The 18568-nt window shown below is 30.8% G+C and carries 19 protein-coding genes and 1 pseudogene; 14 read left to right on the top strand and 6 right to left on the bottom strand.

Annotated features, from left to right (window positions below):
• The 7 genes from FBF21_RS07430 to FBF21_RS07400 all read left to right on the top strand — a co-directional run bounded on the left by FBF21_RS07430 (nucleotide 1) and on the right by FBF21_RS07400 (nucleotide 7479).
• Entirely contained in the window at nucleotides 1-762 is a 762-nt protein-coding gene (locus tag FBF21_RS07430; RefSeq protein ID WP_002869138.1) for a CTP:phosphoglutamine cytidylyltransferase, read from the top strand.
• Nucleotides 752-1264: a cytidine diphosphoramidate kinase gene (locus FBF21_RS07425; RefSeq protein WP_002875994.1), complete on the top strand. Its 513-nt coding sequence runs from the start codon at nucleotides 752-754 to the stop codon at nucleotides 1262-1264. The genes FBF21_RS07430 and FBF21_RS07425 overlap by 11 nt, the downstream gene beginning before the upstream one ends.
• Nucleotides 1261-3330 (top strand): capsular polysaccharide biosynthesis protein, encoded by a 2070-nt coding sequence (locus FBF21_RS07420; protein WP_002875993.1) that lies wholly within the window; start codon nucleotides 1261-1263, stop codon nucleotides 3328-3330. Before FBF21_RS07425 ends, FBF21_RS07420 begins: the two co-directional genes overlap by 4 nt.
• A complete protein-coding gene (gene kpsS, locus FBF21_RS07415) occupies nucleotides 3327-4511 on the top strand; it encodes a capsule polysaccharide modification protein KpsS (protein WP_002868491.1) in 1185 nt (394 codons plus the stop codon). The genes FBF21_RS07420 and kpsS overlap by 4 nt, the downstream gene beginning before the upstream one ends.
• 72 nt (nucleotides 4512-4583) lie before the next feature.
• Nucleotides 4584-5705 (top strand): hypothetical protein, encoded by a 1122-nt coding sequence (locus tag FBF21_RS07410; RefSeq protein WP_002860382.1) that lies wholly within the window; start codon nucleotides 4584-4586, stop codon nucleotides 5703-5705.
• A complete protein-coding gene (locus tag FBF21_RS07405) occupies nucleotides 5702-7063 on the top strand; it encodes a cytochrome P450 (RefSeq protein WP_002875992.1) in 1362 nt (453 codons plus the stop codon). Before FBF21_RS07410 ends, FBF21_RS07405 begins: the two co-directional genes overlap by 4 nt.
• A complete protein-coding gene (locus tag FBF21_RS07400; protein WP_002780440.1) occupies nucleotides 7060-7479 on the top strand; it encodes a hypothetical protein in 420 nt (139 codons plus the stop codon). The genes FBF21_RS07405 and FBF21_RS07400 overlap by 4 nt, the downstream gene beginning before the upstream one ends.
• Here the strand turns inward: FBF21_RS07400 and acpS are convergent, their stop codons facing one another.
• Both acpS and fliL read right to left on the bottom strand, forming a co-directional pair.
• Nucleotides 7480-7827, bottom strand: a complete 348-nt coding sequence (acpS, locus tag FBF21_RS07395; protein WP_002780441.1) for a holo-ACP synthase — start codon at nucleotides 7825-7827, stop codon at nucleotides 7480-7482.
• On the bottom strand, nucleotides 7827-8363 hold the full coding sequence (gene fliL / locus FBF21_RS07390) for a flagellar basal body-associated protein FliL (RefSeq protein WP_002780442.1): 537 nt from the start codon (nucleotides 8361-8363) through the stop codon (nucleotides 7827-7829). Before fliL ends, acpS begins: the two co-directional genes overlap by 1 nt.
• Nucleotides 8364-8466: 103 nt before the next feature.
• Here fliL and pgmL point away from each other — a divergent pair.
• Nucleotides 8467-9856 (top strand): annotated as a pseudogene (pgmL, locus tag FBF21_RS07385) (phosphoglucosamine mutase PgmL).
• A gap of 46 nt (nucleotides 9857-9902) precedes the next feature.
• Complete coding sequence (locus tag FBF21_RS07380) at nucleotides 9903-10280, top strand: DUF1090 family protein (RefSeq protein ID WP_002860386.1); 378 nt, start codon at nucleotides 9903-9905, stop codon at nucleotides 10278-10280.
• Nucleotides 10281-10310: 30 nt separating this feature from the next.
• Here FBF21_RS07380 and rsfS read toward each other — a convergent pair whose 3' ends face one another.
• Together rsfS and nadD are read right to left on the bottom strand one after the other, a co-directional pair.
• Entirely contained in the window at nucleotides 10311-10637 is a 327-nt protein-coding gene (gene rsfS / locus FBF21_RS07375; RefSeq protein ID WP_002825802.1) for a ribosome silencing factor, read from the bottom strand.
• A 27-nt stretch (nucleotides 10638-10664) separates the two neighbouring features.
• A complete protein-coding gene (gene nadD, locus FBF21_RS07370) occupies nucleotides 10665-11210 on the bottom strand; it encodes a nicotinate (nicotinamide) nucleotide adenylyltransferase (protein ID WP_002780449.1) in 546 nt (181 codons plus the stop codon).
• A 59-nt stretch (nucleotides 11211-11269) separates the two neighbouring features.
• On the opposite strand from nadD, the gene gap reads away from it, so the two are divergent.
• From gap to FBF21_RS07345, 5 genes are read left to right on the top strand one after another with little or no spacing between them, the layout of a single operon-like run.
• Nucleotides 11270-12268 carry a type I glyceraldehyde-3-phosphate dehydrogenase gene (gene gap, locus FBF21_RS07365; protein ID WP_002860388.1) on the top strand — a complete coding sequence of 333 codons (999 nt, stop codon included), beginning with the start codon at nucleotides 11270-11272 and terminating at the stop codon, nucleotides 12266-12268.
• A 2-nt stretch (nucleotides 12269-12270) separates the two neighbouring features.
• Nucleotides 12271-13473, top strand: a complete 1203-nt coding sequence (locus FBF21_RS07360; protein ID WP_002783833.1) for a phosphoglycerate kinase — start codon at nucleotides 12271-12273, stop codon at nucleotides 13471-13473.
• Nucleotides 13470-14141: a triose-phosphate isomerase gene (locus FBF21_RS07355; protein WP_002860389.1), complete on the top strand. Its 672-nt coding sequence runs from the start codon at nucleotides 13470-13472 to the stop codon at nucleotides 14139-14141. Before FBF21_RS07360 ends, FBF21_RS07355 begins: the two co-directional genes overlap by 4 nt.
• A 3-nt stretch (nucleotides 14142-14144) precedes the next feature.
• A complete protein-coding gene (gene fabI / locus FBF21_RS07350; protein ID WP_002869576.1) occupies nucleotides 14145-14969 on the top strand; it encodes an enoyl-ACP reductase FabI in 825 nt (274 codons plus the stop codon).
• 3 nt (nucleotides 14970-14972) lie between these two features.
• Nucleotides 14973-16466: a hydrogenase small subunit gene (locus FBF21_RS07345; protein ID WP_002875989.1), complete on the top strand. Its 1494-nt coding sequence runs from the start codon at nucleotides 14973-14975 to the stop codon at nucleotides 16464-16466.
• Here FBF21_RS07345 and feoB read toward each other — a convergent pair.
• Nucleotides 16463-18304: a ferrous iron transport protein B gene (feoB, locus tag FBF21_RS07340; protein WP_002860392.1), complete on the bottom strand. Its 1842-nt coding sequence runs from the start codon at nucleotides 18302-18304 to the stop codon at nucleotides 16463-16465. The two genes, FBF21_RS07345 and feoB, sit on opposite strands and share 4 nt — an antisense overlap.
• Nucleotides 18301-18525, bottom strand: a complete 225-nt coding sequence (locus tag FBF21_RS07335; RefSeq protein ID WP_002859677.1) for a ferrous iron transport protein A — start codon at nucleotides 18523-18525, stop codon at nucleotides 18301-18303. The genes feoB and FBF21_RS07335 overlap by 4 nt, the downstream gene beginning before the upstream one ends.
• Nucleotides 18526-18568 lie beyond the last annotated feature (43 nt).

Genomic DNA, 18568 nt, shown 5'->3' with positions numbered 1-18568 from the left:
ATGAATGCAATTATCTTAGCAGCAGGTTTTGGATCAAGGCTGATGCCTTTAACAAAAGATCAACCAAAGTGTATGGTTGAGTATAAGAATAAAAAAATAATAGATTATGAAATCGAAGCTTTAAAATCAGCAGGTATAAATGAAATAGCTGTTGTGGGTGGATATTTAAACGATGTGCTAAAAAATTATCTTAATAAATATGATATTGAGCATTTTTTTATTAATTCAAAATATGATAAAACCAATATGGTTTATACTTTTTTTTGCGCTAAAGATTTTATGTTAAAATGCATCGAAGAAAAACAAGATTTGATTATTTCTTATGCGGATATTATTTATTTTCAAGATTGCGTGCAAAAGCTTATAAATGCCAAAGAAGAACTTGCTATAGTAGTTGATAAGTCTTGGCGTAAGCTTTGGAGCAAACGCTTTGCAAATCCTTTAGAAGATGCTGAAACATTAAAGATGACAAATGGTTATATTATAGAACTTGGAAAAAAAGCTAATGCCCATGATGAGATAGAAGCTCAATATATAGGACTTTTTAAATTTTCTTATCAATTTCTTTCCGAAGTTATTGCTTTTTATGAAATGCTTGACCGAGATATTTTATATGATAATAAAAATTTTGAAAATATGTATATGACAAGTTTTTTGCAGGCTTTAATTGAAAAATATAACAACGCAAAAGCAGTGGAAATTGATGGCAATTGGTGTGAAATTGATTTTATGAGTGATTTAGAGGTGCAAATTGAAAAATAATCCTTATATTATTTGGCTTACTGGTTTAGCTGGAAGCGGAAAAACAACTATAGGTCAAGCTTTGTATGAAAAATTAAAACTAAAATATAAAAATCTTATTTATCTCGATGGAGATGAGTTAAGAGAAATATTAGGACATTATGCATACGATAAACAAGGTCGCATAGATATGGCTTTGAAAAGAGCTAAATTTGCAAAATTTTTAAACGATCAAGGTATGATAGTTATTGTCACTACGATTTCAATGTTTAATGAGATTTATGATTACAATAGAAAGCAATTAAAAAATTATTATGAAATTTATATAGAATGCGATATGCATGAATTAATGCAAAGAGATCAAAAAGGGCTTTATACTAAGGCTTTAAATAAAGAAATTGATAATGTAGTTGGTGTTGATATAGAATTTGATAAACCAGAGGCTGATTTAGTGATTGATAATTCTTGTCGAAATAATTTAGAAGAAAAAGTTGAACTTATAATAAAGAAATTGGCATTGTGAAGCATTACTCAATATCAAAAAAACTTATTGCTAATGCTAGAAATTTTTATACTATTTCTTTGTATAAGAAAAATTTAAAAATCAAAAAAGATGATCTTTTCTTTGGTTGGGGACGCAAAAAATCAGGTTTAAAAGCTATGAATTTAGCTAAAAAATATAAGGCTAAATTCATACTTTTAGAAGATGGATTTATCCGCTCATTAAACTTAGGGGTTGAAAATAGCCCAAGTTTTTCTATGGTTAAAGATGATATAGGCATTTATTATGATGCAACAATGCCTTCAAAGCTTGAAAATCTTTTAAATACTTGTGAATTTAAAGATGAAGAAATCAAGCAAGCTAAAAAAGCTATAGAGCTTATCAAAAAATATAAAATTAGCAAGTATAATAACAATCTCGATATTCCAGATGATTATTTTCAAAAAGATGAAAAAAGGGTTTTAATCATCACCCAAACGGCCAATGATGCCTCGCTTGAATTTGGGCTTGCTAAAGGTTTTAAAACCGTCGATATGATAAAAGATGCCATAAAAGAAAATCCTAAATCTAAAATTTATATAAAAATCCATCCTGATGTTTTAAGCGGTAAAAAACAAAGTGATTTAGATATAAATTCCTTACCTAAAGAATGTATTTTAATTACTGAAAATTTTAATCCCATAGCCTTACTTGAGTTTTTTGATAAGGTTTATACCAAAACTTCTGGTATGGGTTTTGAAGCTTTGATGCAAGAATGTGAGTGTATTTGTTATGGTATGCCTTTTTATGCAGGTTGGGGTCTAACAAAAGATAAATTAGAGCGTAAAAGAAGGATGCAAAAAAGAAGTTTAGAAGAAGTTTTCTATGCTGCTTATATACTTTATAGCGAGTATTTTAATCCTTATTTAAATCAAAAAAGTAATATTTTTGATACTATTCAAACTTTAGCAAAATATAAAGATATAGAAAAGGTAAATTCTAACAAGCTTTTTATGTTAGGTTTTACCTTATGGAAAAGGCATTTTATCAAGCCTTTTTTTAAGGCCAAAGATAATAAAATTATTTTTTTAAATTCTTTAAAATCTTTAGCTAGATATAAACTTAAAGAAAATGATAAATTTTTCATTTGGGGTAAAAGGATAGATTATAACGCTCTTAAAACTACTCTTATAAAAAAAGCGCAAGATGAGAATTTGCTCCATTTTACTCCCAAAATTTCTTTAGTTGAAGATGGATTTATTCGCTCAATCTCTTTAGGTTCTGATCTTACGCGCCCTTTTTCTTTAATCGTTGATGATAAAGGACTTTACATAGATCCAAATAAAGCAAGTAAATTAGAAGAGCTTTTGCAAAACGAAATTTTTGATGAAAATATGCTAAATAGGGCAAAAAATATTATAAAAATCTTACTTGAGAACCGCTTTTCAAAATACAATGGCTTAAAGCATGAAGACTTAAAAATCAATGCCAAAATAGGACAAAAGATTATTTTAATCCCTGCTCAAGTTGAAGATGATGCTTCGATGATTTTAGGGGGTTTTGGCTTATCTACTCTTGATTTGCTTAAGGAGGTGCGTTCTAAAAATCAAGATGCTTATATCATCTTTAAACCCCATCCTGATGTGTTAAGCGGCAACCGTGTAGGTTTAAAAGATGAAACACTCATCTTGGAATTTTGTGATGAGATTGTAAAAGATTGCAGTATTGATAGCGCTATAAAAATTGCTGATGAAATTCACACTATTACTTCTACAAGTGGTTTTGATGCTCTTTTAAGAGCTAAAAAAGTTTTTACTTATGGCATGCCTTTTTATGCGGGCTGGGGTTTAACAAAAGATAAATATAGATGCGAAAGAAGAACAAGAAAACTAAGCCTAGAAGAGCTTGTAGCAGGTGCTTTGATCATATATCCAAGATATATAAATCCTAAAACAAAAACTTTATGTGAAATTGAAGTTTGTTTAGATATAATGCTAAATTTACAAAAAGCTTATTTTTCAAAAAAATATATAAAATTGGCAATAGATTTTAAAACTTTTATGCTTAGAAAAATAAGAAGATTTTATGAATTTTTAGCAAAGAAATGAGATTTAGCACTAAAATTAAAAAAGAATTTAGCGGTAAAAATGTTTTACTCTTGCAAGGACCTGTGGGAAATTTTTTTCATCATCTTGCAATGAAAATGAAAAAAAACCAAACCAAAGTTTTTAAACTCAATTTTAACGGCGGAGATTTTTTTTTCTATCCTAGTGGAACGAGGTGTAAGTGTGATGAAAAAGATCTTGAAAATTTCTATAGAGATTTTTTTCAAAATAAAAAAATCGATGCTATTTTAATGTATAATGATTGTCGCATTATACATGCTAAGGCTATTAAAGTGGCTAAAGAATTAGGAATTGAAATATGGATTTTTGAAGAAGGATATTTAAGGCCTTATTGTATTACTTTGGAAAAAGATGGGGTGAATGCAAATTCTTCTTTACCGCGTGATAAAAATTTTTATCTTTCTCAAAATATTTTTACCAAAGAAAGTATAAAAGAAATTCCAGGTGGATTTAAATTTATGGCTTTTGATGCTTTTTTGTATTGGTTGTTTGCTTTTATTTTGGCTCCATTTTTTAACAACAAACTTCATCATCGCACTTTATATCCTTTTGAATTTTTATTTTGGTTTAGATCATTGTATAGAAAGTATCTTTATAAGATTACAGAAAAAAAACTAAATGAAAAGATTTATAATTTAGAAAAAAAGTACTTTTTGGCGATTTTACAAGTTTATAGCGATACGCAAATTAAATATCATTACAAAAAAAGCATAGAGCACTTTATAGAGGAAACCATACTTTCTTTTGCAAACCATGCAAGAGCTAAATCTTATCTAGTTTTTAAACACCATCCCATGGATAGGGGCTATAAGAATTATTCTAAACTCATAAATGATTTAAGTCAAAAATATCATGTAGAAGGAAGGGTTTTATATGTTCATGATACCCACTTGCCAGTTCTTTTAAGAAAGGCTTTGGGTTGTATTACTATAAATTCAACAGTAGGCCTTAGTGCTATTTTAGAAGGCTGTCCGACTAAGGTTTGTGGCAATGCTTTTTATGATTTTGAAGGCTTATCTTATCCAAAAAAACTTCAATTTTTTTGGCGTGAAGCTCATGCTTATAAACCCAATCCTGTTTTGGTATGTAATTTTAAAAAATATCTTTTACAAACTAATCAATTCAACGGCAATTTTTATAAAAATTTCTTTTTAGACAAATAAGACTAAAAAGCTTTGATTAAGAGAGCTTTTAAAGCAAAGTTGTTATAATTAAAAGCAAAAAGAAATTATTGTATGGATAGGGAAGTATTTTATATAGCAGGATATGATCCTAAAAGTTATAGATTTTATTATGATTTATTTAAAAAAAACCTAAAAGATTATTCTCATGCTTTTAGCATTAAAGTTGATTTAAGTAAAATTGAAAAAAATGAGCAATTTCCTTTTTTTCAAATTTCTTGCGAAGGAGTACAAACTAAATATCATTTTTTAACATGGAATGATATTGTTAAGAAAAATTGGTCAGAAAATTATAAAGATGCTTTGGCAGATTGTTATAGTTTTTTTAGAATTTATACTATCACAGGGCTTTTTATCAAATTTGGCAAAGAGTCGATTTATCAACTTATCACAGGTTATTATCCTTTTTTTTATGTGTTATTTTCTTTACTATTTTCTTTGGTTTTGGCTTTTGGAAGTTTTGCTTTTTTGCAAAATTATATGCATTTTTCTTTAGCTATCATCATAGGATGTTTTTTAGGATTTTTACTAAATCATTTTTTATTTAAATTAGGTAAGAAATTAGCTGTATTTTGGATAGCAAGAATTTGTGCTTTTTGTGCTACTTGGCAAGATAAAAAAACAGGCACTATGCAAGAAAGAATCAAGCTTTTTGCAAATACCATAGTAGATAAGCTAAAACAAAATGAAAATAAACAAGATTATGAACTTGTTTTAGTAGCACATAGTGTTGGAACTATAGTTTGTATAGAAGTTTTGGAGTGTATTTTAAGACAAAATTTAGATTTATCTTTACTTCGTAAATTAAAAATTCTTACTTTAGGAGAATGCATTCCTTTAGTGAGTTATCAAAAAAAAGCGGATGAATTTAGAAAGAAGCTTGAATTTGTTTCAAGGTTTGATTTAAAATGGTATGATTACACATCGATTATTGATGGAGCATGTTTTCCTCAAGTGGATTTTTTCCGCACGAGTGGCGTAAATGCTAAATTTACACCTCCATTTTTAAGTGCTAAATTTCACACTTTATATGAAAAACATGAGTATAAAAAAATAAAAAGAGATAAAAACAAAGCGCACTTTTTATATCTTTATAGTATTAGTGTTAAAGGTGATTATGATTTTTTTTCTTTCATCATAATGCCTAAATTTTTAGAAGAAAAGGTAAAAATATGAGTGAATGCCCCTTTTTTCCAAAACCTTATAAAAATAAAGCTTCTACGCTCTTAACTTTTTTGTTAAAGCGTAGATCTTGGCTTGACGGGCTTTATGAGCGTAGTTATAAAATGCAAACAGGCTATGTGAAGATGCCAAATTTTGATCTTTATGTCATAAATGATACTAAAGAAGTTAAAAGAATGATGGTTGATAAGGTTAGAGAATTTCCTAAAAGTGCATTTTTACATGAGCTTTTAAGTCCGCTTTTAGGGGAGAGTATTTTTACTACAAATGGTGAAGTTTGGAAAAAACAAAGAGAACTTTTGCGTCCAAGTTTTGAAATGACTCGTATCAATAAAGTGTTTAATCTTATGAGTGAAGCTGTGGCAGATATGATGGATCGTTTTGGCAAGTATCCAAATCATGCTGTTATCGAAGTAGATGAAGCTATGACTTTTATTACCGCTGATGTGATTTTTCGCACCATTATGTCTTCAAAACTCGATGAGGGAAAAGGTAAAAAAATCTTAAACGCCTTTGTGACTTTTCAAGAGCAAAGCGTGCATACAGCCATGCGTCGTATGTTTCGTTTTCCAAAATGGCTTTCTTATGTGCTAGGAGATCGTAAGCGTGCTAAAGCCGGAGATGTGATCAGACAGGTTTTAAGTGATATCATAAAACCAAGATATGATATGGCAGATAATGCAGAATTTGAAGATATTTTAGGATCTTTGCTTTTAGTAGTGGATGCTGATACAAATAAGCGTTTTTCTTTTGAGGAAATTTTAGATCAAGTGGCTATGCTTTTTTTAGCAGGACATGAAACCACAGCAAGTTCTTTGACATGGACGCTTTATTTGCTTAGTCTTTATCCTAAGGAGCAAGAAAAAGCTTACGAGGAGATTACTCAGGTTTTACAGGGTGGAGTCGTTGAAATTTCGCATCTAAGACAGTTTAAATACTTAACAAATATTTTTAAAGAATCTTTAAGACTTTATCCTCCTGTTGGGTTTTTTGCAAGAGAGGCAAAAAAAGATACCCAAGTTAGAGATAAGCTTATTAAAAAAGGTTCTGGGGTGGTGATTGCTCCTTGGCTGATACACAGACATGAAGAATTTTGGACAAATCCGCATGGATTTAATCCTTCTCGTTTTGAAGGAGAGTACAAAAAAGATGCTTATTTGCCTTTTGGGGTAGGGGAAAGAATTTGTATAGGACAAGGTTTTGCTATGCAAGAAGCGATTTTGATTTTGGCTAATATTTTAAAAACTTACAAACTAGAACTTGAAGAAGGTTTTGTACCTGATGTAGTAGGGCGTTTAACAGTGCGTTCGGCTAATGGTATGAGGATAAAATTTAGCAAAAGAAAGCTATGAAAAGAGTTAGAACTAAAATTCGCGCCAATTTTCGTCGTCGTGTAAAACGCACTTTAAAAGGAAGCTTAAAAGAAAAATTAGCAGGGACTATTCTGCTTTGTGCAATAGTACCTTTAGCAGTTTTAGGATATCTTTTTATCGTGATTATAGGAATTTTTTTTAATACCGCACGAGCAAGACAGGGTGTTAGAGCCTTAGATCATTTTGTAAATGCAAGCTTGTTTAATGGCTATGCTTGGGAGAGCGTTTCTTCTCATGCGTGGCGTGAAAGAAATCGCAAAAAATGGGCAAGGATTGTTATAAAAATCACAGATTTTTTTCAAAAAGATCATTGTAAAAGAGCAAACAAAAGAGAACAACCTGTGGTGGATTTCATACTTTCAAGAAATTTAGACAAGCAAACTATAGGAAAATAATCAAACTACAGCCACTATGGCTATAGCAAAACCATTATCATGAGAAATACTTAGGGAAGTTTGAGTGATATTAAAATCTTTTGTAATTTTTTGAGAATATTTTAATTTAGGCGCGTTTTTTTCATCTTTTGATATTTCAATATCAAAAAAACTGCATAATTCGCAAATTCCAACACCCAAAGCCTTGCTAGCGGCTTCTTTAGCAGCCCAAAGACCTGCTAGAGTTGCTGGATTTTTAATGAGTATTTGTTCTTTTGGGCTTAGAAATTTATCCAAAAAATTTTTGCCATGTCTAGAATGAATTTTTTCTATTCTAGAAATGGCGATGATATCACAGCCTACACGCATTAAGAAACTACAAAATCCGTAAAATAAACATTTTTAATAAAGCCATCGGTTAAAATTTCATTGATTTTTCCAACTAGCTCATCTTTTAAACGTTCTTTGCCTTTTTGTGTACTTACTTCTTCAAAAGTTTTAGCTGTTAATGTACGAATAATAATATCACGAATGACTGGGACTTTTTTATCAAGTTCAGGTTTTAAAAGTTCGCTATTTTGTTCTAGTTCTATAGTGCATTTTACATATCTTGAGCCGCTATCGCTAAGTAAATTTAGGGTAAAAGGATCAAGTGGATACATAGGACCTATATTAGCAAAATCACTACCTCGCTGAGCAGGAGCTGAAACTTTAGGTTTATCGGCTTTTGCCTCTTCTTTTGGAGCTTCTTTGACTTCACTTTCATCACTTGAACTGCTTGAAATAAGCCAAGCAATTACTCCCATAATACTAAGAAGTAAAACAAAAAGTAAAATAACAATAATAATTACAAGTGAACCGCCTTTTTTCTTTTTCGTTTCTTCGTTTTCTAATTCTTCATCCATAAATTTTCCTTCATTTAGTGAAATTAATGTAAAATTGTAGCAAAAATTTCTTTTCTATCCAAATTTGCTTTAGAAAAACGATAAATTTTAGGTTAAAGAAGAGATGAATTTGAAGGAAAAAAATGTTAGATGTGATTTTTAGGGAATATGATATAAGAGGGCTTTATGGCAAAGAACTAAATAAAAAAAGTGTTAAGGCTATAGGTTTTTGCTTGGGAAAAACCATGCTAAATAAAGGCTGTAAAAATGTAAGCGTGGGCTATGATGCAAGATATAGTGCAAATGAGCTTTTTAATTATCTAATTAGCGGACTTAACAAAGCGGGAATAAAAATCTATGATATAGGGCTTGCGCCAACTCCATTGGGATATTTTAGTCTTTATGAGGGCTTGAAATTTGATGCAAATGTTATGATAACAGGCTCTCATAACCCAAAAGATTATAATGGTTTTAAAATTACTATTAATAAAGAAAGTTTTTTTGGTGTAGAATTAAAAGAGTTTTCAAAAGAAGTTTATAAGCATTTAGATGATGATATTGAAGAAAATTTAGAAGTAGAAAAATACGATATTTTAAACCTTTATGTGAAATTTATGTGCGAGCAATTTAGCTTTTTAAAGGATTTTAATTATAAATTTGGTGTTGATTGCACAAATGGTGTGGCTGGAGTGGTGATAGAGCCTTTAATCAAGGCTTTAAATTTAAAAGCTCATGTAATGTTTGCAGAGCCTGATGGACAGTTTCCAAACCATGCTCCAGATCCTACAGAAGAAGAAAACTTAAGTGCGATTAGAGAATTTTTAAATCAAAATCAAGATTATTCTTTAGCTTTTGCTTTTGATGGGGATGCTGATAGAATGGTTGCTTTGAGTAAAACTCATGTATTTTGTGGGGATGAGCTTTGTTATTTGTTTGCTAAAGATATCCCTAATCCACGCATTTTAGGTGAGGTAAAATGTTCTAAAAATCTTTTTGATGAAGTGGCTAAATTTGGAACTATTTTTATGGGAAAAACAGGACATTCTAATATCAAAAAAATGATGAAAGAAAAAGATATTGATTTAGCTGCTGAAGTGAGTGGGCATATTTTCTTTAAACATAGATATTTTGGTTATGATGATGGAATTTATGCATTTTTAAGAGCCTTGGAGCTTGTTTATAAAGGTTTTGATCTAGAAAGTATGATTAAAGCTTTACCAAAACTTTATACTACACCTGAAATTAAAATTCCTGTAAATGAAGAAGAAAAATTCAAACTTGTGGAAGAATTTCAAAAAGAGATTGAAAAAGGAGCTTTAAAAGGTGTTAAAAGTCTTTGTGAAATTGATGGAGCTAGGATAGATTTTGGCGATGGATGGGCTTTACTTCGTGCATCTAATACCAGCCCTTATCTTATCACACGCTTTGAGGCAACATCTTTAGAAAGAGCAAAAGAGCTTGAAAGTATGGTATTTACTTTGTTTAATGATATAAAAGCTAGATTTAAGAATTGATGAGATAATATTCCGCGATTTAATTTATTTTAAAAAGGAATTAAAAATGAAAAAAATACTTATTCTACTTACACTATGTGCTTTTGCTTTTGGTGCAAGTGAATGTGATAGAAAAATCGATCGTATCAATAAAGAAATCAGTTTTTCTAAAGCGCATAATGATACAGCTAGAACTTTAAGCTTAGAGCTTGCTTTAAAACAAGTACAAAATGATTGTGCTAAAGATCCTATGTTTTATGATAAAAAGTTAGAAGCTAAAAAACTTAAAGAACAAGAAGTGGAAAAAATCGAAAAAGAACTTGATGCCTTGAAAGAACAAAAAGATTATATGAGTAAGGCTGAGTATAAAGCTAAAAAAGAAGCTTTAAAAGAACAAAAAGAGAAAATTAAAAAAGAAATTAAAGAATATATTGATAATCTCTAAAAATTAAAAGGCTAATTAAATTTAGCTTTTTTAAACCCTACCTTTTTTAAGGTTTTCTAGTAATTCTTCTATATTATAAATTCCTCTGTGTTCTGGTGTTAAAAGATGGATTAAAATATCGCCAAGATCAATCACGCTCCATTCTTCGCTACTATCTATGTTTAAAAATTCCTCACCTTTGGCTTTAAGTTGTGTTTTAAGCTCATCGATCAAGGATAGAGCGTGTCTTTCTCCTAAAGTAGCTGCAATAATGACATATTTTACAAAGTATTCTTGCTCGCTCATGTCAATGGTTTTGATATTTTCAGCTTTTTTTTCATCTAAAATTTTAACGATTAAATCTATTCTTTCTTGCATTATTGTCCTTTAATTTTTGAAATTGTATCAATTTTTTTGTAATTTTTCATAATATTTTTTTACTTCATCTTTAATTTCTTCACAAACCTCATTTGTATTTAAAGTGTCGCGTATGAAAGAAGAAGCGATTTTTTTATTGGTTTTTAAATCTTTGAAATTCTTAGGAATTCCTATATCATTGCGATTGGCAATAACAAATTCTACTAAAGAATTGAGTTTTTCAAAATCATGCCAAAGATGAAGTTTTTCTAAATGATCTGCGCCAATTAAAAGATAAAATTTACTAGGATTATAAAGCTTATAAAGATACTTAACACTTTCTATGCTAGGAACAGGGCGTTTTTGCCTGATTTCAAAATCGCAAATTTCAACTTTTGGCAAATGTCCCCAAAGTTTTTTAACCCATAAGAATCTTTGCTTTTCATCAGCACTAAAACTTTGTTTAAAAGGATTGATATAAGTAGGCATAATAATAAGTTTATCAATATCTAATTTTTCCAAAGCCTCTAAAACAACGCTATTATGACCATTATGCGGTGGATCAAAACTGCCACCAAAAAGTGCTATCTTCATTAAAATTTTAACCTTTTTTTTGTAGAATATTAGCATTATATTTTGCAAAAGGAAATTAAATGGCTGTAAAAGTTGCTATAAATGGTTTTGGACGCATAGGCAGATGTGTTGCAAGAATCATCTTAGAAAGAAATGATATTGAGCTTGTGGCGATAAATGATACTACGGATATTGAACTTACAAAATACCTTTTTAAATACGATACAGTACATGGTGAATTTAAAGGCAGTGTTGATAGTGAAGGCGATGATTTAGTGGTAAATGGTAAAAAAATCAAAGTATTTAAAAGTCGCAATGTAAAAGATCTTGACTTTGCAAAACACGGCGCACAAATTGTTTTAGAGTGTACAGGAGCGCATTTAACTATGGCAAAATGTCAAGAATTTATAGATATGGGAGTGCAAAAAGTGATCATGAGTGCTCCTGCAAAAGATGATACACCTACTTATGTTTTAGGAGTAAATTCAGAACTTTACAAGGGTGAAAGCATTATTTCTAATGCAAGTTGTACAACAAATTGTTTAGGTCCTGTTTGTCGTGTTTTACAAGATAATTTTGGTATAGAAAAAGGACTTATGACAACAATACATGCTTATACAAATGGACAAAGTATTATTGATGCTAAGGCCAAAGATAAACGCCGTTCTCGTGCCGCAGCGCAAAATATCATTCCAACTTCTACAGGCGCAGCAAAAGCTATGAAACTTGTTATGCCTGAACTTAATGGCAAGCTTCACGGACAAAGTATGCGTGTGCCAGTGATTGATGTATCAAGCGTGGATTTAACTGCGCAGCTAAGCCGTAAAGTCAGCAAAGATGAAATCAATGAAGCTTTTAGAAAAGCTGCAGCTACAAATTTAAAAGGCATTTTAATGGTGGATGATGATGAAAGAGTTTCAAGCGATTTTATCACTTGTTCTTATGGAGCCATTGTAGCAAGTGATTTAACTCAAGTGATTATGGATGATTTTATCAAGGTAATTGCTTGGTATGATAATGAATGGGGCTATTCAAGTCGTCTGGTAGATATGGCAGTATATATTGCAAATAAGGCTTAATCATGAGTGATATTATTTCTATAAAAGACATTGATTTAGCTAAGAAAAAAGTTTTTATAAGATGTGATTTTAATGTTCCTCAAGATGATTTTTTAAATATCACTGATGATAGACGCATAAGATCAGCTATTCCTACGATAAGATATTGTTTGGATAATGGTTGTAGTGTGATTTTAGCCTCTCATTTAGGGCGTCCAAAAGAAATTAGTTCCAAGTATTCTTTAGAACCTGTTGCTAAGCGTCTTGCTAGACTTTTAGATAAAGAAATTATTATGGCAAAAGATGTTATCGGCGAAGATGCAAAAACCAAAGCTATGAATTTAAAAGCAGGTGAAATTTTACTTCTTGAAAATTTACGTTTTGAAAAAGGCGAAACTAAAAATGATGAAAATTTAGCCAAAGAACTTGCTTCTATGGTTCAAGTTTATATCAATGATGCTTTTGGAGTATGCCATAGAGCACATTCTAGCGTGGAGGCTATTACTAAATTCTTTGATGAAAAACACAAAGGTGCAGGATTTTTACTCCAAAAAGAAATTGATTTTGCAAGCAATCTTATCAAACATCCAGCACGTCCTTTTGTCGCTGTTGTTGGAGGTTCAAAGGTAAGTGGAAAACTTCAAGCATTGACAAATTTATTACCAAAGGTAGATAAATTAATCATAGGCGGAGGTATGGCATTTACTTTTTTAAAAGCCTTAGGTTATGATATAGGAAATTCACTTTTAGAAGAAGAACTTTTAGAAGAAGCTAATAAAATTCTTACCAAGGGTAAAAATTTAGGAGTGAAAATTTATCTTCCAGTAGACGTTGTAGCCGCTCCTGCGTGCTCACAAGATGCGCCGATGAAATTTGTTCCAGCGCAAGAAATTCCAAATGGTTGGATGGGTTTAGATATAGGACCTGCAAGTGTGAGACTTTTTAAAGAGGTGATTTCTGATGCGCAAACGATTTGGTGGAATGGACCTATGGGTGTTTTTGAAATTGATAAATTTTCAAAAGGCAGTATTAAAATGAGTCATTATATCAGCGAAGGACATGCAACTTCTGTTGTTGGAGGCGGTGATACGGCTGATGTGGTTGCGCGCGCAGGCGATGCAGATGAGATGACTTTTATTTCTACTGGAGGTGGTGCTTCTCTTGAGCTTATAGAAGGCAAAGAACTTCCAGGTGTAAAAGCTTTAAGATCTAAGGAAAATGAATGATCTTTGCTGCAAATTTAAAATGCAATCACACAAGAGCAAGTTTTAAAATTTATGCTGAAATTTTAAATAAAACTATGGGAGCAAAATGTGATGATATTATCGTTTTCCCACCTAGTGTAGCATTTTTAGAAAATGAAAATAACTTCATACAAGGAGCCCAAAATTTTTATCCTTGTGTTAATGGTGCTTTTACAGGCGAGCTTGGAAAAGAGCATTTGGACGAATTTGGGATCAAATGTGTTTTAATCGGGCATTCTGAAAGAAGAGCTTTAGGAGATGAAGAGCTTATTGGAGCTAAATTTGATTTTGCTAAAGAGCATGGTTATAAAATTGTTTTTTGTATAGGTGAAAATTTAGATACAAAAAATTCAGGCAAGACTTTAGAGTTTTTAAAAAAACAACTTGAAATTATTGATTTAAATTATGAAAGACTCATTATCGCTTATGAGCCTATTTATTCTATAGGAACGGGAGTGAGTGCACAAAGTACAGATATCGCTAAAGTGCTTGAATTTTTAGTGAGTTTAACCAAGGCGCCTTTGCTTTATGGTGGAAGCGTGAATGAAAATAATATTAAAGAAATTCTAAGTGTAAAATATTGTGGTGGAGTTTTGATAGGCTCTGCAGCTTTAAAAGTAGAAAATTTTATAAAATTAATCAAAGGATAAAAGATGATTATGAAGGGTAAAAAAGGCCTTATTGTAGGGGTTGCGAATAATAAATCTATCGCTTATGGCATAGCAAAAGCATGTTTTGATCAAGGAGCCGAGCTTGCTTTTACTTTTTTAAATGATGCTTTAAAAAAACGCGTAGAACCTATAGCACAAGAGTTTAATTCTAATTTTGTTTATGAGCTTGATGTAAATAATAACGAGCATTTAGATTCTATCGCTGAAAAAATCAAAAAAGATTTAGGTGAGATTGATTTTGTAGTACATGCGGTTGCTTTTGCTCCAAAAGAAGCTTTAGAAAATTCTTTTTTAGAAACTTCAAAAGAAGCTTTTGATATAGCTATGCAAACTTCTGTGTATTCTTTACTTTCTTTAACACGTGCGGTTTTACCTATTTTAAAAGATAAGGGTTCGATTTTGACTTTAAGTTATCTTGGTGGGGTTAAATATGTGCCTCATTATAATGTTATGGGTTTAGCAAAAGCTGCACTTGAAAGTTCTGTGCGTTATTTGGCAAGAGATTTAGGGGTAAAAGGAATCCGTGTTAATGCTATTTCAGCAGGTCCTATTAAAACTTTAGCAGCAAGTGGAATAGGGGATTTTAGAATGATTTTAAAATACAATGAAATCAATTCTCCTTTAAAACGCAATGTTAGTATAGAAGATGTAGGAAATTCGGCTATGTATTTACTTAGCGATTTAGCAAATGGTGTTACAGGTGAAATACATTATGTTGATGCAGGATATAACATCATGGGTATGGGTGATGTTGAAAAAAATGAAGAAGGGCAAACTGTTCTTTGTTGGGATAATCAAAAAGGATAAAAAATGGGAAAGCTTAGCAATGAAGAATTAAAAAATATACTTGAAGATCGCATTAAAAAACTTGAGAATTCTACTTTAAAAGAGGACAAGGTTATCAATGAAGAAAGTGTAAAAATTCTTGCTAGACATTTATCTTTAGGCAATGAAATTCCAGCTCTTGCTCAAAGATTTTTTCAAATCGCACCTAAAACAAAATTAGTATGGCTTCATCTTTGTGAATGTACAGGGTGTAGCGAGAGTTTGTTGCGTTCTGAGTTGCCAAGTTTTGATGAGCTTATTTTTGATTTTTTTTCTTTAGAATATCATGAAACTTTAATGGCGGCAAATGGCACTAAGGCTGAAGAGCTTTTAGAGTATGTTTTAGAAGAAGATTTTATTTTAGCGGTTGAAGGTGGTGTTGCAGCCATTGATACCTTTTTTCTTACTATAGGAGCGCAAGGAGAGAGTGGCTATGAAATTTTAGAAAAACTAGCCGCTAAAGCCAAGGCTATCTTTGCAGTGGGTACTTGTTCAAGTTATGGTGGTATTCAGGCTGCTTATCCAAATCCTAGTAAAACTTGTGGTATTAGCGAAGTCTTAAGTCAAAAAGTAGTAAATATCCCAGGTTGTCCTCCAAGTGATATAAATATCATTGCGACTTTAAGTTTTTTTGCTTTATTTGGAGTTTTGCCTGAACTTGATGAGCAAAATCGTCCTGTGTGGGCTTATGGTAAATGTTTGCATGATATGTGTGAAAGAAAGGCGAAATTTGAAAGTGGGATTTTTGCTGAACATTTTGACGATGAAGCTGTAAAGAATGGAGCTTGTTTATTTAAGATAGGTTGTAAAGGACCTTATACTTACAACAACTGTCCTAAAGTGAAATTTAATGCTAAAACTTCTTGGCCAGTGGCTGCAGGACATGGTTGTATAGCCTGTAGTGAGAAAAATTTTTGGGATGAGTTTGGGAATTATGAAAAACCTATGGCAAATATTTTTTCTTACGCTAAACTTTGCAATGAAGAGTTAAAACAAGAATTTTTTCTAGAAGAGCAAATTAAAATTTTAGAACAAATAGATTTTGAATTTGAAAGCAATATAAAACTTATTTTACAAAATATAGCTAAAAATAAATTAGGTGCTTCGCTTGTAGAAAATTATAAAAAATCCTTTGAGAAAAACTATGCTTTTATAGAACAAAATTTTGATGAAAATCCTATGCCTTCAAAAGATTTTTGGAAATATCTTGAGATGAGTTTTATTTTGGTTAAAGGCGCATTTTTAAAAGATAAGAATGATTTTTTAATTGCGGCAAAAAATTATGCTTTTAAACATGCAAGTCCTTATGATTTTAAGTTAAATATGAATGCTGAAAAACCAAAGCTTGATGTGAGTAAATCTTTTCGTATGACTTTAATCTATCTTTGCGGTGGGCTTGATTTTGAAGGTATTGCTTATAGTATTTTAAAAGCTTTTGAAGATAATATTACTAAAATTTCATCATTAAAAGCAAGTTAATTTAATAAAATTTTAGCAATATGAAACCCTATAAAAGCTACTATATAAGCACTTGTGCAGGTAAAAAGAAAGAGAAAGAGAGTATATTTTAGCTTTCCACTTTCTTTTGAAAAAACTATAGTTGCTGCAAAGCAGGGATTATAAATCATTACAAATAAAATAAAAGCCACTGCACTTGGTATAGGTATATTTTTGGCAATAATTCCTTTTAAATCATTATTTGTTTCATCTACATCTTTTCCTAGTGAATAAAGTACTCCCATAGTTGAAATCATCACTTCTTTAGCGGCCAAACCACTGATTAAAGATACGCTTAATTTCCAATCTAACTCAAGGGGTTTAAAAATAGGTTCTATGCCTTTGCCAAATTGTCCTAGATAACTTTGTTCTATAGCTCTTTCTTGAGCGTTAAAATCATTTAAATTTTCTTCATTTTTTGGAAAATTGCTAGCAAACCATATGAGCAAAGAGGCTAAAAGTATGAAAGTTCCTGCTTTTTTAAGATACATTTTGGCTTTATTATAAACCATAAACCAAACTAAATGCCAATTTGGCATACGATATTTTGGCATTTCCATAACAAAAGGTTCATCAAGTCCACGAAATGCTGTCATTCTTAAAAATTTTGCAGCACAAAGTCCCAAAATCGCACCTAAAATATAAATTCCAAAAAGATAATTTCCTGCTTTTTCACTTGGAAAAAAAGCACCGATAAAAAGCACATATACAGGAAGTCTTGCCCCGCAACTCATAAAATTGATCACAAAAAGAGTTAAAAGTCTATCTCTTTTGTTCTTAAGAGTGCGTGTAGCCATAAAAGCAGGTACCGAACAACCAAAACCAGTGATTAGCGGAATAAAACTTTTACCATGCAAACCAAATTTATGTAAAATCCCATCAAGTAAAAAAGCTACTCTTGACATATAGCCTGTGGTTTCTAAAAGAGCTATGCCTAAAAATAAAATTATTATATTAGGTAAAAAAAGTATCACAGCACCAACACCTGCGATAATCCCATCAGCTAAAGCTGAAGCGATGAAGGTATTAGAAATATTGTTTTTAACAAGTTCACCTAAGGCATTAAAGCCTGATTCTATATAATCCATAGGAATTTGCCCTAAGCTAAAGGTGAGTTGAAATAAAAGCCACATTAAAAATAAAAATATAGGTAAGCCAAAGAATTTATGGATAAGTAAGGCATCGATTTTTTTGGTTAAATTTCTTTCTTCTTTTTTGTGTGTGATAATTTTTTTTGAAAGTTCATTAATAAAATATAATAAATCTTCTTTTTCCGGACTTTTTTCGCAAAGCGGAGTATAAAATTGAGATCTTGGAATAAATTTACTTTCAAATAAAATAATAATTTTTTGCAGCAAAAGTTCTAAATTTTCTTTTGTTTTTGCTGAAATTTCAACAACTTGACTTTGAAATTCTTGGCTTAAAATAGAAGTGTCAAGCTCTATACCTTCTTTTTTGGCTTCATCGCACATATTTAAAGCTAAAAGCATTTTTTTATTAAGGCTTAAAAGTTCTGCACTAAGGATAAGATTACGTTCTAAATTGGTAGCATCTAAAACATTAACAATAACATCATAGTCATTTTGATTTAAAAAATGGCGTGTGATTTTTTCTTCTTCACTATATCCATCTAAAGAATAAGTTCCTGGTAAATCAATGACTTCAAATTCATAGTTTTTGTAAAAAGTTTTTGCACTTGCTTTTTCTATAGTAACTCCGCTAAAATTTCCTACTTTCATATTAGCTTTGCAAAGCGCATTAATAAGAAGACTTTTGCCTACATTAGGCTGACCTACAAGGGCTATTTTGATTTTTTTCATATAAGATTCACTTCTATGGTTTTAGCTTCATCAGATCTTAGGATAACACAACTTGCATCAAGCTCTACCATTATGGTGGCATTTTTTAAAGAGGAGTGAATTTTTTTCAAGTTTTTATTTTTGATAAATCCAAAGCTTAAAAGTCTATTTTTGAGTTCTTTTTGAGCGCTTAAATTGACAATAATAGCCTTTTGTCCATCTTTTAAATTATCTAAAGTCATTGTAATTCCTAAATTAATAATAAATATTATAATAAAAAAGTGT

Origin of the sequence: Campylobacter sp. CFSAN093238, assembly GCF_012898015.1 — a bacterium.
Taxonomy (GTDB): Bacteria; Campylobacterota; Campylobacteria; order Campylobacterales; family Campylobacteraceae; genus Campylobacter_D; species Campylobacter_D jejuni.
This window is presented reverse-complemented; position numbering and strand designations above follow the sequence as displayed.